The 18661-nt window shown below is 39.1% G+C and carries 15 protein-coding genes and 1 tRNA gene; 5 read left to right on the forward strand and 11 right to left on the reverse strand.

Annotation, left to right across the window (positions count from 1 at the left end; translation table 11 throughout):
• Nucleotides 1–31: 31 nt before the first annotated feature.
• Nucleotides 32–1066 carry a hypothetical protein gene (locus I6E80_RS11585; RefSeq protein ID WP_024600230.1) on the forward strand — a complete coding sequence of 345 codons (1035 nt, stop codon included), beginning with the start codon at nt 32–34 and terminating at the stop codon, nt 1064–1066.
• Nucleotides 1067–1101: 35 nt separating this feature from the next.
• Here I6E80_RS11585 and I6E80_RS11590 read toward each other — a convergent pair whose 3' ends face one another.
• On the reverse strand, nt 1102–1299 hold the full coding sequence (locus tag I6E80_RS11590) for a PLDc N-terminal domain-containing protein (protein WP_076924021.1): 198 nt from the start codon (nt 1297–1299) through the stop codon (nt 1102–1104).
• Nucleotides 1299–2366, reverse strand: coding sequence for a potassium channel family protein (locus tag I6E80_RS11595; RefSeq protein WP_170072238.1), 1068 nt, complete (start codon nt 2364–2366; stop codon nt 1299–1301). The genes I6E80_RS11590 and I6E80_RS11595 overlap by 1 nt, the downstream gene beginning before the upstream one ends.
• A 169-nt stretch (nt 2367–2535) precedes the next feature.
• On the opposite strand from I6E80_RS11595, the gene I6E80_RS11600 reads away from it, so the two are divergent.
• Nucleotides 2536–3846 (forward strand): short-chain fatty acid transporter, encoded by a 1311-nt coding sequence (locus I6E80_RS11600; protein WP_197185593.1) that lies wholly within the window; start codon nt 2536–2538, stop codon nt 3844–3846.
• Nucleotides 3847–3892: 46 nt separating this feature from the next.
• Here I6E80_RS11600 and I6E80_RS11605 read toward each other — a convergent pair whose 3' ends face one another.
• From I6E80_RS11605 to I6E80_RS11625, 5 genes are all read right to left on the reverse strand, one after another.
• Nucleotides 3893–6004 carry a peptidase domain-containing ABC transporter gene (locus I6E80_RS11605; RefSeq protein ID WP_197185594.1) on the reverse strand — a complete coding sequence of 704 codons (2112 nt, stop codon included), beginning with the start codon at nt 6002–6004 and terminating at the stop codon, nt 3893–3895.
• A gap of 567 nt (nt 6005–6571) precedes the next feature.
• Nucleotides 6572–6745, reverse strand: coding sequence for a hypothetical protein (locus tag I6E80_RS11610; RefSeq protein ID WP_155945840.1), 174 nt, complete (start codon nt 6743–6745; stop codon nt 6572–6574).
• Nucleotides 6746–6758: 13 nt separating this feature from the next.
• Nucleotides 6759–6941, reverse strand: coding sequence for a hypothetical protein (locus tag I6E80_RS11615; RefSeq protein ID WP_197185595.1), 183 nt, complete (start codon nt 6939–6941; stop codon nt 6759–6761).
• A gap of 202 nt (nt 6942–7143) precedes the next feature.
• A complete protein-coding gene (locus tag I6E80_RS11620) occupies nt 7144–8385 on the reverse strand; it encodes an HlyD family efflux transporter periplasmic adaptor subunit (protein WP_197185596.1) in 1242 nt (413 codons plus the stop codon).
• A 131-nt stretch (nt 8386–8516) separates the two neighbouring features.
• Entirely contained in the window at nt 8517–9533 is a 1017-nt protein-coding gene (locus tag I6E80_RS11625; protein ID WP_197185597.1) for a metalloprotease, read from the reverse strand.
• 166 nt (nt 9534–9699) lie between these two features.
• On the opposite strand from I6E80_RS11625, the gene I6E80_RS11630 reads away from it, so the two are divergent.
• Nucleotides 9700–10911 carry an EAL domain-containing protein gene (locus I6E80_RS11630; RefSeq protein WP_197185598.1) on the forward strand — a complete coding sequence of 404 codons (1212 nt, stop codon included), beginning with the start codon at nt 9700–9702 and terminating at the stop codon, nt 10909–10911.
• A gap of 32 nt (nt 10912–10943) precedes the next feature.
• Here the strand turns inward: I6E80_RS11630 and I6E80_RS11635 are convergent, their stop codons facing one another.
• The gene (locus tag I6E80_RS11635; RefSeq protein ID WP_024590554.1) at nt 10944–12020 is read right to left on the reverse strand and encodes a hemolysin family protein; all 1077 of its coding nucleotides are present in this window, start codon (nt 12018–12020) and stop codon (nt 10944–10946) included.
• Nucleotides 12021–12104: 84 nt separating this feature from the next.
• Between I6E80_RS11635 and I6E80_RS11640 the strand changes: the two genes are divergently transcribed.
• Both I6E80_RS11640 and I6E80_RS11645 read left to right on the forward strand, forming a co-directional pair.
• A complete protein-coding gene (locus I6E80_RS11640; protein WP_197185599.1) occupies nt 12105–14600 on the forward strand; it encodes a S9 family peptidase in 2496 nt (831 codons plus the stop codon).
• A gap of 216 nt (nt 14601–14816) precedes the next feature.
• Entirely contained in the window at nt 14817–15521 is a 705-nt protein-coding gene (locus I6E80_RS11645) for a response regulator transcription factor (protein ID WP_024600237.1), read from the forward strand.
• On the opposite strand, the gene I6E80_RS11650 is transcribed toward I6E80_RS11645, so the two are convergent.
• The 3 genes from I6E80_RS11650 to I6E80_RS11660 form a co-directional block, all read right to left on the reverse strand.
• Nucleotides 15518–17029 (reverse strand): YifB family Mg chelatase-like AAA ATPase, encoded by a 1512-nt coding sequence (locus I6E80_RS11650; protein ID WP_197185600.1) that lies wholly within the window; start codon nt 17027–17029, stop codon nt 15518–15520. The genes I6E80_RS11645 and I6E80_RS11650 overlap by 4 nt on opposite strands.
• A gap of 34 nt (nt 17030–17063) precedes the next feature.
• Nucleotides 17064–17678 carry a trimeric intracellular cation channel family protein gene (locus I6E80_RS11655; RefSeq protein WP_197185601.1) on the reverse strand — a complete coding sequence of 205 codons (615 nt, stop codon included), beginning with the start codon at nt 17676–17678 and terminating at the stop codon, nt 17064–17066.
• Between the two features lie 906 nt (nt 17679–18584).
• Nucleotides 18585–18661, reverse strand: a tRNA-Met gene (locus tag I6E80_RS11660).

The raw sequence follows: 18661 nt of genomic DNA on the forward strand, positions 1-18661 counted from the left end.
TGATCTACGCTGACTTATAGCTGGAGGATTAATGAAATTACTGTATTGGTTAGATGAATGGTTAACTCTCCCACGCAATGAGCAACAAACTCAATTACCCATGACGGGTAGTGATTTACTAGGCGATGTATTTGTAAAATATGAGTTTATTGACATTAATAAACCCCTGCTTTTTACTTTCTCCCCTGCAGGCACAAATGTACAAGAACAAGATCTTCATCCTGATTTTGCACCATGGGGTTATCACTTAGCTCAAAAACAAAACGTAAACATAATCGCTTTTCAACATTTAGGTAAAAGTAATTGGTTTCGTAATCGTAATTTAATCTTTTTTCTCGAGCAATTATCAACATTACTTACGCCGTTTAATTGTCGACTAGGCTATGGCTTAAGCCGTGGCGGATTTGCTGTTGGCGCTTTTGCTAAACTATTAAAACTAAACCACGTACTGTTCTTTCACCCGGTAAGTACTAAAAATAAAGAATTAGTACCGTGGGATGACCGCTCTAGTACCGATATAGCTCAGCAGTTTGACTGGCAACAAGATTATCACGATCTAGATTTAGGAGATGCCCAAGGCTATATCATTTACGATCCTACTAATCGTATAGACCGAATGCACGCTAAGCGCTATAAGCAGCTAACTCACTTACGAGTATTTGGTATGGGACATGGCACACACGCCACATATTTGAATAAGTTTGGGTTTTATAAGCAAGTAGCCGTTGATTTCATTCAACATCAGCAAATCGATATTGCACAGTTTCGCCTGCAAACCAAAACCTTACGCTTAAAAGAAGATTATTATCAAAGTCTCAATTCGGCTAATGCAAGCTCACCGCATCGTTTAGCATTATTGAGTACAGCGCATAAAATTTTAGCTGATGAAAAAGAAGTGCATGTACAAGAGCATCAGGCAAAAATTGATATTCAGCCCTTGATTGATGTGGCGCTTAAGCACCAAGATGAACACCCTAATGATGCTATCCAGCTATTAGAAGTCGCCCAGCAACTTTTACCTGACGACCCCCTAATTGAGCATAAACTCAAACAGCTAGAAGAATAATATTCCAGCAAAAGCGTCTATAAAAACTAATGACTCTATTTTGCCTTTTTCTTTTTGTGCCCATGCTTGGGCACAATAGCAAAGTACATCATTAATCCTAACCACGAAAATATAATGATTCCCATCAGCCAGCCGTTCTTTTCATGGCCTTTTGAGCGCTTACTATTAAGTACAATAACGACAGGTAAAATGTAAGCACTTAAAACAACAATTAAAAATACAACTTCATTCATTACCTTTCTAAACTCGACCAATCTACTTCACTACTTAATACTCGTTCTACCGATATATAATGCAAAAAATCACCTTCATTTACTTTGTAATCTAATGGCGGGTTTAAATCCATATTTTGCGCACTTAAATTATGAGCTACGCCTAACAGTATTGCATCATGCTCAAGTTTAAAGTGATGAAACAAAGTACCAAACTCCAAATCTTTGCAGCCACTTGGTACTTTCAAGCTAAATTGTGTATCGCCGTGTAAAGTAGATAGCAGCTCCTCTTGCACACGGCTCGAACCTGGATCTTGCATTGAGCGTACTAATATCTCAGCTGATTTTGCACTACTACACTCTACATTTTGGCAATGCTCTAACATCATCTCAACTTTGGTTTCATCTAAAAAGTGAGCGCTTATATGGCAATCGTCTTTTACTAAGCGACTAATACGCAGCGCTGTCGTAAATGTTTGGTCGTCATCTTGCCCATCAATAATCACTTTATCGGCACGGCGAATAGCTACACGCTCTAACTCTCCTATGTTTGTAAAACTAGTTAAACGTGCAAAATCGACGCTTTCGTTAGCTAAAAAAGGATGATCCATTTGTTCGGTTACCGCGAGTAAAATACGACGATCGGTTCGCTTCGTATCTGCCAAAATGTAATCAATCATCTTTTTTGTACGAGTGTCGTGCCAACCAAAAATAATAATATGGTGGTTACTGTGGGCAAAGTTTTTATCACCAGTCATAGCGCGCCTAATTAAGTAAGTAACTGTCTGTCCTGCTTTTCCTAGCAAGACACCAAATAAAGCTAAACCAAATGGAATTTGTATTAATGCAACCACCCAACGACCAAGATCAGTAGTTGGACTAAAGTCACCATACCCCACTGTTGATGTTGTTACTGTGTAATAGTAAAAAAAGGTAGTAAGCGAAGTTAACGCTTTCTCATTCGCTATAAATAGCAAGCTCCATGTTAATAGCATATGAGTCAAAATAGCTAATGCCACTGCTTGCCAACTCAACTGATCTATATGAGCGCGAACAAGTAACGCTAGCCTTTTAAATATCACCGGCATAATACAAAGTCTTCGTTAGTAAATTATCTATAAACAGTACGTTACTGTAAGCGATGCTTTTAAGCAATGTTTAAGCTTTTAACCGCAAATATAAGACTAAATGCTGTTTGCCAATGGTGATTTTTCATGATTAATTAGCGTTAAAATAATAACCAAAACAGTTGTGCTTATGCTTAATAAAATAGCCCGCCCTTTTACTAAAATTGTAGAGCGCTATCTTCCCGACCCTTTTATATTTGTAATTTTACTTACAATAATTACTCTTGTCAGTGCGAGCTTATTTACAACCGCAACCAACATTGAAGTATTACAAGCGTGGGGAGGTGGGTTATGGAACTTATTAAGTTTTGCTATGCAAATGCTACTAGTGTTAATCACAGGCTACATGCTGGCAAGTACGCCACCTATAAGTAAGTTATTAGAAAAACTAGCAACATTTGCAAGCACAGCACCTAAAGCAATTATATTAGTAACGCTTATTTCGCTTTTAGCGAGCTGGATAAATTGGGGATTTGGCTTAGTTATTGGTGCCCTTTTTGCCAAGGCAATTGCTAAACATACTCGTGTTGATTATCGATTATTAGTAGCCAGCGCTTACTCAGGTTTTGTTGTATGGCATGGCGGATTAGCCGGTTCGATTCCTTTAACTATCGCAACCGATGGCCACTTTTCAGAAGCCAGCATTGGTATTATTAGTACAGAGCACACCTTATTTGCGGGCTTTAATATAGCAATATTAGTTGGCTTATTTATTATTATGCCGCTCGTTAATCGCTATATGCTGCCAAGTGAGCAAGAAAGCGTATATATCGACCCAGCTCTTTTACAAGAGATAGCACCTAAGTTGACAACAATAACCAGACCCGCCCAACATTTAGAACAAAGTAAACTACTCGGTATGACAATTGGCTTATTAGGTTTGGCATATTTAGGCTATTACTTTTTTATTACTGGCGGAAACTTAAACCTTAATAGCGTTATTGCCGTATTTTTGTTTTTAGCTATTACGCTGCATCAAACACCCCATAATTTACTTAACAGTCTGCAACAAGCAATTCCAAGCGGGGCTGGCATTGTTATTCAATTTCCTTTTTATGCCGGCATCATGGCGGTAATGGTTGATAGCGGATTAGCACAACAAATATCACGTGGCTTTATTGCCGTTGCAGATGCTGATAGCTTGCCATTCTTTAGTTTTATAAGTGCAGGGCTCGTTAATATGTTTGTTCCCTCTGGCGGTGGCCAATGGGCTGTACAAGCACCCATTGTAATACCTGCAGCACAAGAGCTTGGCGCCGATATATCCCGTGTTGCTATGGCTGTGGCATGGGGAGATGCGTGGACTAATTTAATTCAACCGTTTTGGGCATTACCAGTCCTTGCTATCGCAGGCTTAAAAGCAAAAGATATTATGGGGTTTTGTGTTGTGCAGTTGTTTGTAACTGGGGTTTTTATATCGCTGGTATTGAGCTTTTATTAACTGTAAATATAATAAAAAGGCGTGTAATACACACGCCTTGATTGTTTTATGCACTCTCGCTCTGCTGTTGTAGCTCCACCAACCTACCCTCTTTCAGTTGATAGACTTTGCTGGCCATGTTAATGGTTTCTTGGCGATGAGCAATCATAATCCGTGTGATGGGTAAGTGCTGAATTTGTTCACTTATTTTGGCTTCGTTGCCTTTGTCTAAATGACTAGTCGCTTCATCCATAAACAACACGCAGGGCGATTGATACAACGCTCGCGCTAATAATAGCCGCTGCACCTGCCCGCCCGACAAGTTTGATCCCATATCACCTACTAATGAGTTATAACCCATAGTCATTTCGGTAATATCATCATGAATAGCTGCATGTCGGGCACATTGCTCTATTTTTAAGTAATTGGGCTGTGGGTCAAAAAAGCTGATGTTATCGGCGATTGAGCCAGCTAACAATGTGTCATCCTGCATCACTGCAGCTATTTGTTTACGGTAGTTTTTAAGACCAAACTGGGTGATATCTTTACCATCCAGCAGCACTTTACCCGAGGTCGGCTGTAATAACCCCAGCATAATTTTCATTAGCGTAGTTTTACCCGCGCCAGATGGTCCTGTAATCGCAATCGAGTCACCGGTATTCAGCGTTAAATTAACATTATTTAAAATCGGCACTTGCTCTTCACTGTAACTAAAGCAAATATTCTCGAGCGTAAGCTGGCCTTTAACTTTACCTTCGTCATCACCGGTATAGGCCATTTCACCGTCACGATTAGCTTCTTGTTTCGTGAGTGCTATATCTGCAATACGGTCTAAGTGTAAGCGCATCATTTTGAATTGAATAATTTGCTCAATTAAGTTGGCAAAGCGGCTGGTTAACTGGTTTTTATAAGCAATAAACGCCAGTACCATACCAACAGACAAGCTATTGCTCATAACTAGCAATGCAGCAAAGTAAATCACCAATACATTTTCAAGGCCAAATAACAGCTTATTAAATGAATCAAAGTTAATGTTTAAACGCCCTAAACGGATTTCACTATTAATGACCTCTGCATAACGGTTTTGCCAAATACCTTGACGCTGCGATTCATTACCAAACAATTTTATGGCTTGCATACCGCGAATATTTTCTAAAAAGTTCGATTGCTCTTTGGCAGATGATTGAATCACTTCTTCAGTAGCTTGGTGCAGCGGCCTATACAGCGCTAAACGTACTAAGGTATACAGCACAATTGCACCTACAACTATTGCAGTGAGCTTTAGCGAATAAATTAGCATCATAATCAATACTGTAATAGCCATCACGCCATCGACCAGTGTTTCTACAAACCCCGTGGTAATACGCTCACGTATTTGTGCTAATGAGCCAAAGCGCGACACAATATCGCCGACATGGCGCGACTCAAAATAATTCATCGGTAGCCGCAATAAGTGCCGGAGTAAGTTCACACCCATTTGCATATTCAAAAGGCTGGAAAGACGTAAAATTAGCCAACTTCGTACCGCATTAGTCACCACCGAAATAATAGCAATCAGCGCAAAACCCATAGCAAGCACCGTTAATAACGATTCATCAAAACTAATTAGTACTTCATCCACCACCCACTGCATATAATAAGGGGTCATCAAGGCAAATAACTGTAATACCAGTGACAACGCAATCAGTTTTATTAGCCCTGCTTTTAAGCCCTTCATCGAGCTCCAAAGTTGGGTAAACTTCATTCTTGCTTGTTCTTGTTTGGCTTCAAACTTGCTGGTTGGAGTCAGCTCTAAACAAATACCGGTAAAGTGTTTACTAAACTCATTACTATTTAAACTGCGTTTACCAACAGCTGGGTCGTTTATAGCAAACTTAGCTGAAGATCCTTTACCAGAGACTTTGGTCAATACCACAAAGTGATTCATATCCCAATGTAAAATACACGGAGTTTGTAGTTTATGGACTTCATCAATAGGGCATTGCAATGCACGACTGGCGAGCCCCAAGTTATCCCCCAACTCAATCAGCTGTTGTAAGTTCATCCCCTTTAAATTAGCCGAAAAGCGCTTACGCATGGCTGGCATATCCAGCCTATGACCGTGATAACTTGCCACCATTGCCACAGAGGCTAGGCCGCATTCAGCTATTTCGGATTGGAGAATTAGAGGAACTGACATGTTTATTTTAAATTCTATTGTAGCTTGCATGATAAAGGGTAAATTTTCCGTTGTTAATATTATTACCACTATAAATAAGATGGCAGAATGGAAGTACAACTAAGAAGTTTTCTATATAGTTTTACTTTCTTCTAGATATGTATGCACAAATAAAAACTGACGCTATCTCAATAATTACAACTAAAATATCTATTTTGGCGACACGTGTATTCAGATTAGAAATACTTTCTAATCCCTCTGTCTATCTGAAAAAGTATCATTAATAGCCTCAACCTTTACGATAAAACTCCTCTTAGCAACTGCCAACGAAACTAAAGTAGTTTTATTTTCTAATATTTTTTAAATATTCATATAAATAATAAGATGGGATCATTAAAAATATTATATATAATGGATAATATAAATCAGGACTTATTATTTTTTCATAAATATTAAAGATCAAATGAATTAATAAAATATAAAGTAAAGATAAGATAATTTTTTGAATATTATTCATACATTTTCCTGCGGCTTTTTAGAGCAGCTTTAAAAAGCTACTCTATTACCTCTTTCAGCTAAATATGCTAGTTAACAGGTCGGTTCACACCCTGCTTGTTTTGTTTCTTTAGAACTTTGGTATTGTTTGTACTTTTCATGTGCATAGCCAACAATAACCCCTGCAATAAAAGTAGCAGCTATAGCTCCTAATATAGGAAAACCACCACTAACATTACTTTGCTCTTTCTTGGTTAACTCTCTCATAATTAGTCCCTTATTAATTAGCTAAAGCTTTTCCAACTTCGTTACCTACAACACCAGCACCGCCTAAAGCTGTAGCAGCAGCCGCAGCTTTCGTTCCTGCTTTAACTATTTTATAAATTCTATAAGCAATAAGTGCTACAACTATAGGATTACCACCATTTACGTCTTTAATTTCATTTACGTTTAATTCACGCATAATGTTATACTCCATAAATCCGATGCTTTTTAGTTAAGTCATCGGGTTGTTAATACGCTCCCCTTCAATAAAGGTGAGCGGTTGATAGGCTAGCTTTAGCTGCTCGCTAAAGTTAACTAAAGCTGGCCGTCTTTTTCGGTTGTTTGCATTTAGCAAACCACCAAAACTTTCAAATTTTTCTTCATTTTATAAAACGCTACATTTAACTTACGCGCCCTTTTAGGCTGTACAGTGGCTCGAGCAACCACTCGATTAATGTGCGCTGTTCTAACATAATATCCGCTTCAAACAACATGCCGCTTTTTAGCTCGAACGCTTTACCATAGGCCTGCATTTGCTGTTGGCTGAGTGTTGCTCGCAAACGGTACACTGGCTCTTGCAGTGCAATGGGCAAACGTATTTCATTTGGGGTAATGAGTGCTTTGTCGATACGGCTAATTTTACTGTTAATAAAACCAAAGCGTTGATAAGGAAAAGCATCAAAACGCAGGCGCGTATCGTTACCTAGCTGTATAAAGCCTGCTGAACGTGTAGGTAGCAGCAACTCTGCTACTAGCTCTGAGCCTTCGGGAATAATATGCAACAGTGGTTTGGCTTGGGTAAGTGTTTCGCCTTCAACCACTTGAATGCCAGTAACAACACCGCTGTTACTGGCTGTTATGGTATATTGATAGTTACTTTTAATTTGTGTGAGCTGGTTTTGAATATCCGCTTGTTGGCGTTTAAGACTATTCATACGCAACGTATACTGCTGGGGCACGTTGGCAATATTAAAGCTAAGTTGACTTAATTGGTTTTCTTGCTGCATCAGCAAGCGCGCTAGGTTTTGTTTTTCTTGCTTAACATCTAACAAAGCTTGCTGCTGTTGCTCACGCTCGATGTTTGATAAAAAGCCATTTTTATTAAGTTGATTAAGGTTGCTTTGTTGGCGGTTAAGTAGCCCTAATTTTTCATCAGCCAGAGCAAGTTGACTTTGTAATGCAGCTTGCTCATTAGTAAGTGCACGTTTTTGCGCTTGCAAGTTAAGTGACTCTTGCTTTTGTAGGGTGTGGTTTTGTGTTACCTCATCATTGAGCAACTGTATTTGCATACTTAGCTGCTCAACAAGCTGGGTACTCAAAGCTATGCCTTGGCTGTTATTTTGCTGCACAATAATGGTCGCCAGCGGCTGACCTTTAGTAACGGCATCACCCTCTTGTACAAATAGCTGCTCAATCATACCACCTTGATTAGCAAAGCTTTGGATTATCCCTTTATTGGGTATTAAAAACCCCCGAACTGTTTCCTTGCGTGAATATTCTGCTGTAAATAAAAAGCTTATCACTACAATCGCAATACATACCAAAATAAATACGGTAAGTTTTATTGATAGTGGTTGTGCGAGCGTAATCACTCCTGTTAAACGCTCTCTTTGCTGAGCGACAGCTTCCTTTCTAAATAACATTCAGTTGATCCGCTAAGATTGTTCTAATTTATATTACACTAGAATTCAATTAACAATAATTCAACATAAAAGTCGAAAAATAAAATATTAATGCAAAAAACTAACTTATTTAGTTAGAAAAAATAAAAATACTAGCTCGATAAAATAGTCATCGGCAGACTCAATATTGGATTTTCTGAATCGGCAAAGTGCATCATTACAGCTACATGCCCAGCGACTACAACTGCATACATAACCGCTGAAAAGCCTTGGCCATATTTATCTAGCGGCATTAAGTGTGAATAGTGACGGCCTCGCCACTCAAATACAATTTCCAGCGCACCTACAAACAAAAAGAATACCAGTAACATTAAGCCAAAGGTGTAACTTAGCCATAAGCCAAATAGTACGCCTAATAAGCATACGCTTAGGCCAATCCATGAACGCATTGAAAAGCTGATACTTTTTAATACATGCCCGCCATCAAGCGGCAAAATTGGTAATAAATTAAATAAATTTAATAACGCACTAAGCACCGCAACACCTGCAAATATTTCCATTTCGGTGACGTAATATAAAACGACACCCAACACCGAGGTAATTAAACCAAATGCAGGCCCCATTAATGATATAACTACATCTTGCCAACGAGTCGTTATTTTATCGTCACTGACAGCTAGCCCACCTACAAATGGGATTAAATAAATACCTTTAGTTTTTATGCCAAAGTATTTCATTGCTCGCACATGGCCGTATTCGTGTACAACTAAACACCCAATTAGCATTAGTGCAAATTCAATACTAAATAACCACGCATAGCCTGCAACAGAAGCCCCTGCAAGCACTACTTTAATTACCTTAGCACTTTTAAAAAGCTTAAAACCTAATGCAGCCAACCCCAAAAAGCCTTTTTTAGGTGATCCATTTGTAGGCGCTGGTAACGCAAGTTGTGTTGCAAATTGATCATCTACAAAAAGCGAAATACTTTGCTCTTTCACCGCCGCTGTATCAATACCTATTACTTTGTTGTCGTAAGTAAACTGATAATAGTTTTCACGAGGATTATCAAAGGTAATAGCTTGTTGAGCATGAAACACCTGCACAATTTTTTGCCCAGACACCATAAGCGAAAATGGCTGCCCGGCTAAAGTAAGATCTATTCTTATCATAATTAAGACCATTTAAAATAATGGCGCTAGTATACCTAATCAACTTAAAAACACGAGTGAAGGTGCTCTACAACTATTTTCAAAATAAAAGCATTTGATACTGACAAAATAAAAAAACACTACTACTTTTATAGTAACCATAAGCTATACATTGAAAGGGATAACAGTGAACAAAATAGTGCCTAACATTTTAGTTGTTGACGACTCAAAAGCGATTTTGATTGTTATGGAAGCCATATTAAATGAATTAAATATGTCTGATAATGTAGTCACCTGCTTGAGTGCTGCTGAAGCCCTCGAAAAAGTTGCTTCTGATATAAACTACTTTGATGCTATTTTTACTGACCTTAATATGCCCGAAATGGATGGTATGGAATTAATCCGCCACTTAGGAGGGCTGCATTATCAAGGCGGTATTATTATTGTTTCTGAAATGGATCATAAAGTTATTAGTTTAGCTGCCAGCCTTGCCAAGCAACATAACGCTCACCTCATTGGTAATATTACAAAACCAGTGCAACTATCTCAGGTAAGTAGGTTACTTATTAAAGTAGCGCAATTAAATAGCCATACTTTATTAAAAGAGTCAGCCATTTCAAAAGATGAGCTTATTGAAGCATTAAAAAATGATGAAATAACGCCTTTTTATCAACCAAAAATAAACGCTGATAATAATAGAATTGAGAGCGTTGAAGTATTAGCGCGTATTCTATCAAGTAAAGACGGCAATATTATTTTACCTAACCGGTTTATAGGTATTGCCGAGCAATATAACTTAATTAATCAAATTACATTTTCTCTTTTTGAAAAGGCCACCAGCGAATTCAAAAATATGAAAGCGCAACTAGGTCATGATTTTAAGATGGCATTTAACTTATCGCCAACTCAGCTCGACGACCTAAACTGTCCTAATAAATTACTACTCATATTAGAACTAAATCAACTCACGCCTAGTAATATAATTATAGAAATAACAGAACAACATGCACTCTCAAGCCTCATGCAATTAGAAACACTAAACAGGTTAAGAATGCACGGCTTTGGTATATCGCTAGATGACTTTGGTGTTGGTTTTACTAATATGAATCAACTTCGAAACCTTCCTTTTACTGAAATTAAGATAGACCGCTCACTCATTAGCCATATAGAAACAGATTTATTTTCTCAAGTGGTTGTAAGTTCGTTATTTAACATTACGAGTAAAGATAATTTAGATTTAGTGGCAGAAGGTGTTGAGCGCCCAGAAGAGCTCGTTTATTTAAGGCATTATAAAAGAAAACTAGCCATACAAGGTTTTTTATTTAGCCGCCCTAAACCACAAGACGAATTTATATCTTGGGCTAAAGATTGGCTGAAAACTGATGGCAGCCCCGCTTAAAGCGGTATTAATATTTAATCGGGGCTGGTTAACTAATTATCACCCCGAGTGTGTTTATCTTCTTCACTGACTATATGCGCACTACTTGCTAAACGTTTGTGCCAACGCTGCCTTGCTACTGCGCGCATATTAGTAGATTGGTCACGCTCATCTACAATCTCTAGCCCCATTAAAGCTTCAATCATGTCCTCTAGCGTTACAATACCTTGCACGTCACCGTACTCATCTACAACTAGGCATATATGCGTGCGCTTTGTTAAAAGAGTTTGCAGTAACGACGATACATTTTGAGAACTCGGCACCGTATAAATAGGCTTAATCAATTTGCTAATTTTGTAATCGGTACCTAAACGGTGAAATGCCAGCATAATATCGTTTTTATGCACAAACCCTACAATATCGTCGCTGTCTTTATCAAATACCAATATACGAGAAAATGATGACGAGCCGTGATCGTTTAAATACTGATTAACGGTTAAGTCTTTGTGGATTTTAAAAATAACAGTTCGAGGCGTCATTAAGTCGCATAATTTTGCATGTCTAAAATGCAATAGATTGCGAATTATTTCCGACTCATCCTGATGTAATGCACCCGACTCCGTACCTATATCAGCCATTGCCTCTATCTCTTGACGAATATAGTAAGCCTCATCGTGCTTTGGACCCATTAAATTTGTTAGCTTTTGTGCAAACCATACAAAAGGTTTTAGCGATATAACTAAAAACCGCAAAGCGTAAGTAACACTTGGCGTTAGAGCTCGCCAGTAATTAGCCCCCAAAGTTTTAGGAATAATTTCAGAAAGGATTAATACGAGGAATGTCATAATGGCTGATGCAATACCTACAGCCGCATCGGAAAACACGACAGCTGCCTGTGCGCCGACCCCAGCAGCACCCGCAGTATGGGCAACCGTATTTAAAGTCAAAATAGCAGCTAAAGGCTGATCTATGTTGTTTTTAAGTTTTTCGAGCTGTTTAGCAAGCTCAGGATGATCTTTCCTAAGTGATGCAACATAGCTGGGCGAAATACTTAATAACACAGCCTCCATCACAGAACATAAAAACGAAATAACAATCGCCACTACCATATAAACTATCAGTAAAGTCACTTTCTCTCCTCTATATTGGATATGTGAGCATGGTAACAATACATGCTATATTTGGCCAAACTTCCAATAATAATAGGCATAATAATGAAATTTAGCGCACCATGGTGTCATCAAAATAAGCTATTTAAGTACGCAGCTGCTCTTTTAACGCTTAGCAGCTTAAGCTTTGCTGCAATAGCTGCACCATTGGATAAATCAAAAATTCAGTTTATCGGCCCACTTGCTGAAGATATGCAGTTAAAGCCTTTTCAAACACCTCATGGCAGTGCGATTATTAACAACCTATTGCCGCAACTACAAGCAGACACAGATAGTTTTTCTGTATTTGGGAAAAAACAAAACTGGCAGCCGTTTAATAAAATCAATGCGCTCACTTTAGGTGGGTTACAGGCACTAAAATTTAATATTGAAACAACCCGCTTTACACAAGGTACGCTTACCTTAAAAGGGATTGAACAAGGTCAGTTATTTATTAATGGCGAACTACAAACAGGCGATAAAAACAGCTATAAGTTAGCTTTAAATAACAGTACTCACTCTATTTTAATAGTAGTCCAACAAGTAGCTAATTGGCACGACGTAATGCTTGATTTTGCACCTAAAAGCGAGGTTGATAAAATTACGCTTAGCGCCTCACAAACAAAACGCTTATCTGCAAAACAATTGTTTGATGCCCCTACGATCAGCCAATTATCACTCGCACCTAATGCTAAGCAGTACGTTACTACTACTCGCACTTATAGCGATAAAACACAAAACCAAGCAAATACAGTTACTGTACTTAAAGATTCAGATAATCAAACGCTTTATCGCTTCGAAGCAGGCCAACCAAGTAACATTATTTGGAGTCCAGATAACCAATATTTAGTGTATTTGTTAAATGGTGAGCTTAAACAACTTAACCGTAAAAACTTCTCAATAAAAACATTAGCAAACGATTTAGAAGGAGCCAATGGCTTTACCTTTTATAACGACACCAGTCTTTTGTTTAGCTGGTCTAAATCACCTGAGAGCACTAACAGCTTAACCAAGCACTATAAAGGTCTACAAGATCGCTGGTCGTATGCACGTACCACCAGCCAAATTTATATGCTTGATACTAAAAGTGGTTTAACAAAAGCACTTAGCCAAGGTCCTCTTTCTTACAGCCTTGAAGATTCAAATAGTAACCGTGGCAAAATATTAATGAGCCGCCCAGTAATGGCAATGCAAGCATCAACCCACCCAGAAACAGAGTTAGTTGAACTCGATTTAAAATCAAATAAGCTTTCATCGCTTGGTAAATTTAAAACGTTTAATTTAGCTAAATATGCAAATAAAGACATTTATGTAGTTGCAGGCCCTGACTTTAAAAATGGCGCAGGCAGAGCTCTACCAAAAGCAATGCTTGCCAATAACTACGACGGGCAATTTTATCTACTTACTGAAGGCGGTAAAAACGTAAAAGCACTTAGTAAACAGTTCGACCCCGCTATTGGCCAACTGCAAGTTTTAGAAAACGGCGATGCGCTCATTAAAGTAACAGAGCAAGACACTCAACCACTTTACCTATTTGATTTAAGTAAACAGCGCTTTAAAAAGTTAAATACAGGATTGGATATTGTTGAACAATTTAGTTACTCATACGACCGTAATACCGAAATTTTACTAAGTGGTACCAACGCTTTAGCTCCACAACAACTAAAGCGCCTTAACGTAAGTAAAAATAAAACAGATTTAATATGGGATTCAAAACCAAGTAGCTATGCAAATACACGACTCCCTACATTAGAAGAGTTTAATTTTAAAAATAAACATGGTGTCGAAATAACTGGTCGTGTGTACATTCCTAGCAACTTAGATAAAACTAAAAAGCACCCTGCGCTCGTGTATTACTACGGCGGTACTTCACCCGTTGCGCGTGGTTTTACAGGTCGTTACCCGTTTAACTTATGGGCAGAAAATGGCTACGTTGTTTATGTAGTACAACCTACTGGCGCAACAGGGTTTGGACAAAAGTTTTCAGCGCAACATGTTAATGCCTGGGGCGACTACACCGCAGACGATATTATCGAAGGCACGCAAGCCTTTTTAAAGAAATACAACTATGTTGATAGTGAAAAGGTAGGAAATTTAGGGGCATCATACGGTGGATTTATGACCATGCTACTAGCAACTAAAACCGATATATTTAGTGCCTCCATTGCCCATGCAGGTATTTCTAACATTACCTCATATTGGGGTGAAGGTTGGTGGGGCTATTTATATTCAGGCGAAGCATCAAAAAATAGCTTTCCGTGGAATAACCCTGAGCTTTACAGCCAGCACAGCCCTGTGTTTCATGCCGACAAAGTAACAACACCTATGCTACTTCTTCATGGTGATAGTGATACCAATGTACCTGTTGGCGAAAGCTTAACAATGTACACTGCGCTTAAACTGCTTAATAAGGACGTAGAGTTAATCGAATACAAAGGCGCCGATCATCAAATATTTGCACGCGATAAACGATTTGATTGGTGGAACACCATGCTCGCATACTTTGATAAAAAGCTAAAAGATGAACCTCAATGGTGGGACTCAATGTATAAAAATGACTGAGTCTGCTTCTTCTAAATAACGACTTAATACAGATTTATTAATTGTAGTATTAATTACTTAGCACCTTTTAATTAGTTTAAAGGTGCTAATCTCATCCTCTAATAACACCTTCTACACCTTTGAAATATTAAGTTACTTAAAACTAATAAACCCCCTTCTCAGCATTTACCTAATGGTGCTACCATACAGAGCTATAAGCATTCAAAATAAAGTACTATGGCTATTAATGTTTTATTGGTTGAAGACGATGAACTACTCGTTAAACGCATCCAAAATCACTTTGCAGATACCGAATTTACAATAGAGGTAGACCCAACTGGCGCTGATGCACTTAGCATTGTAAGGCAGCGGGTAAACCTGCGCGGTGCTATATCATTAGCCATAATTGACATTGTTTTGCCAAAGCGCGATGGGCTTCAACTCGCAAAAGAATTAAACACACTTACCGATATTGGCGTTATTGTATTATCGAGTCGTGATTCCCAAGCCGATCGTATTGCAGGCCTTGCACAAGGTGCCGATGACTATATTTGTAAGCCTGTCGATTTACTTGAGTTAGAACTTCGCATGCGCGCGCTCTATAAGCGTGTTGCCGTTAACCTAGAAGACGACGAAAGCGAAGAGTTTATAGAATATGCTGACTTTAAGCTTCACCCCGATAACCGCACATTAATTACTGCTGCAGGCGTTGAATCACGCTTAACTGAAGCCGAACATAAAGTGCTTATTTGCTTAATTAGTAATGCAGGTAAAGCCACATCCCGTGAAAAAATATCAGAAGAAATAGGCCAGCCCGATTGGAGTCCAAACGATCGTACTGTTGATGTGCTTATTGGTCGTTTACGTAAAAAATTAAATGACGAAAAAGATCAAAAACGTATTGTTACCGTTCGCGGTAAAGGCTATATGCTCTCTATTTAATATTTAGTTAATTGCGCAATAAGGCGCTCAAATGCACGGTAATTAAGTGCTTCCTTAAGCTCATTTAAACTAATATTTTCAGCCCCGTTTAAATCACTAATAGTCCGCGCCACTTTAATCACTCTATGGTAAGAGCGTGGCGATAAAGACAACTTTTCGCTTGCTCTGGCTAAAAACTGCAACTCTGCTGGCGCCAGTACACAGTGCACACTCATTTCTTTATTATTAAGCCTCGCATTAACCTTACCTTGGCGTTTTAACTGTAGGTAATAAGCCGCTTCAACTCTTGCTCTAACCTCAGCACTACTTTCCTCTGGCTGAGTACTTTGTAATTCAACGCTCGTTAGACGAGGCAGTTCTATTTGCAAATCAATACGGTCAATAAAAGGCCCCGACACGCGCGATAAATAACGCATAACTTGATCGGGAGTTGCCCGCTTATCTGTATGACTTCCTGTTGGACTTGGATTTAATGCTGTAATAAGCTGAAACTGCGCCGGAAACTCCATTTGCCTAGCGGCACGTGAAATAGTAACCGTACCGGTTTCCATTGGCTCACGCAGTGAATCAAGTACCTTGCGTTCGAACTCCGGTAACTCATCTAAAAAGAGCACACCGTTATGTGCCAGAGAAATTTCACCAGGTTTGGGATTCGAAGAGCCCCCCACCAAGGCAACAGCTGAACAAGTATGGTGTGGATTACGAAACGGCCGCTGTCGCCAATTAGTTAAATCTATGGATTGCCCAATAATAGAGTAAAGCGCAGCTGTCGAAATCGCTTCATCGTCCGACATAGTAGGCATTATAGTTGCCATTCGCTGGGCCAGCATCGATTTACCAGTACCTGGAGGACCTAAAAATAGTAAATTATGCCCGCCAGCTGCAGCAATTTCAAGTACTCGCTTTGCACCGGGCTGACCTTTCACATCGCTTAAATCGAGTAAAAAGTCAGGGGCTTGTGTGCAGTCGGGATACTCTATATTTAATGGTAAGGGTTGTTGATTAAGTAAATCCCCCCACACTTCTTGAATAGAGCTTACGGCTTTGCGTTTAACGCCATTAACTAGGCTTGCTAGGCTGTCGTTTGCAAGAGGTAAAAAGCAGCAACGATCTTGTTCTTTTGCAGCAAGTACCGAAGGTAAAATAGCGTTTACACCACGCACCTCACCATTAAGAGCAAGCTCACCATAAAACTCGTACTTATGAATATCAGGACACACTATTTGCCCAGAGGCGACTAAAATACCCACCGCAATAGCAAGATCAAACCGGCCGCCATCTTTTGGCAAGTCGGCTGGGGCTAAATTTACGGTTATTCGTTGATCGGGAAAACCAAATTGAGAGTTTTCGAGTGCGCTACGCACTCTGTCTTTTGATTCTTTAACGGACGCTTCGGGCAGGCCTACAATATGAAAAGCGGGTAACCCATTTCCTAGATGAACCTCTACAATAACTTCTGGGGCATTTATACCCACTTGAGCACGAGAAAATATACGAGCTAACGACATTCCTTATCCTAGTAAATGGTGTGATTACACCAGTTTAGTCAGGATATTTAAAAACGTGTAATGTGATTTGCCATTTTATAGCAGCCAAACGAAGCAATAAGGTCATTAACATACCTAATACCATCGCCATTTCGGTTACTAACGAAAAACTAATGCCAAGCGTATAAACAGTGCCACCCGCTATACAGGTAATAGCGTAAAGCTCACCTTTTAATAGCATAGGGATTTCGCGTGCAAGCACATCTCGAATTAATCCACCAAAGCAGCCTGTAATTACAGCCATAATTACCGCAGTCATATCGGGCATACCAACAAGCTGCGCTTTTTGTGCCCCCATTACTGCAAAAAAAGCTAAACCAAACGCATCCGCTGTTTGTAAAATATAATGAGGTATCGGCTTTTGCTTATTTATAAGGCGCGTTGTAACAAATACTGAAGCTAGTATGGCAAAAAAGTAACTTTGATCTTGTAACCAAAAGACAGGAACATCTAAAATTAGATCTCGCACTGTACCACCACCAATAGCAGTTACCGTCGCTAAAACTACGACCCCAAAGCCATCCATTTTTTTTTCGTACGCTAGTAAAGTGCCCGATACAGCAAACACCGCAATACCTATTAAATCAAACCAGTGGTAAAGTTCAGTCATATTTGTAACAACCCAAAAATATTTGTGCCGTTTTAACACAAACTAAACAAAGTTTTAAGTAATAACGATTTATTTTAAGTCGTTTATAACTTTTGTTAAGTGTATCTCAGGGAGGCGGGAGCTTGTGCTTATGAGTAGTGAATGCCTCATGCTGTGAAGACGATCTTTAACCTATAAGCTAAATCACCACACTCATCAAATTTCAGGCATAAAAAAACACGCTTTAAGTGTGTCGTTTCATTCTTATTTATTTCAATGGTTGCGGGAGCCTGAGTTTGTAAAAAGTGAACCGACGACCTTCGGGTTATGAGCCACAATATACACACCAAATTTTAGACATAAAAAAACACGCTTTAAGCGTGTCGTTTCATTCTTATTTATTTCAGTGGTTGTGAGAGCCTGAACTTATAAAAGGTGAACCGGCCACCTTCGGGTTATGAGCCACAATATACACACCAAATTTTAGACATAAAAAAACACGCTTTAAGCGTGTCATTTCATTCTCATTTATTTCAGTGGTTGTGAGAGCCTGAGCTTATAAAAAGTGAACCGGCCACCTTCGGGTTATGAGCCACAATATACACACCAAATTTTAGACATAAAAAAACACGCTTTAAGCGTGTCATTTCATTCTCATTTATTTCAGTGGTTGTGGGAGCCTGAACTTATAAAAGGTGAACCGGCGACCTTCGGGTTATGAGCCACAATATACACACCAAATTTTAGACATAAAAAAACACGCTTTAAGCGTGCCGTTTCATTCTTATTTATTTCAGTGGTTGCGGGAGCCTGAGTTTGTAAAAAGCGAACCGACGACCTTCGGGTTATGAGCCACAATATACACACCAAATTTTAGACATAAAAAAACACGCTTTAAGCGTGTCGTTTCATTCTTATTTATTTCAGTGGTTGCGGGAGCCGGATTTGAACCGACGACCTTCGGGTTATGAGCCCGACGAGCTACCAGACTGCTCCATCCCGCG

Origin of the sequence: Pseudoalteromonas sp. NSLLW218 (assembly GCF_015864775.1) — a bacterium.
GTDB lineage: Bacteria > Pseudomonadota > Gammaproteobacteria > Enterobacterales > Alteromonadaceae > Pseudoalteromonas.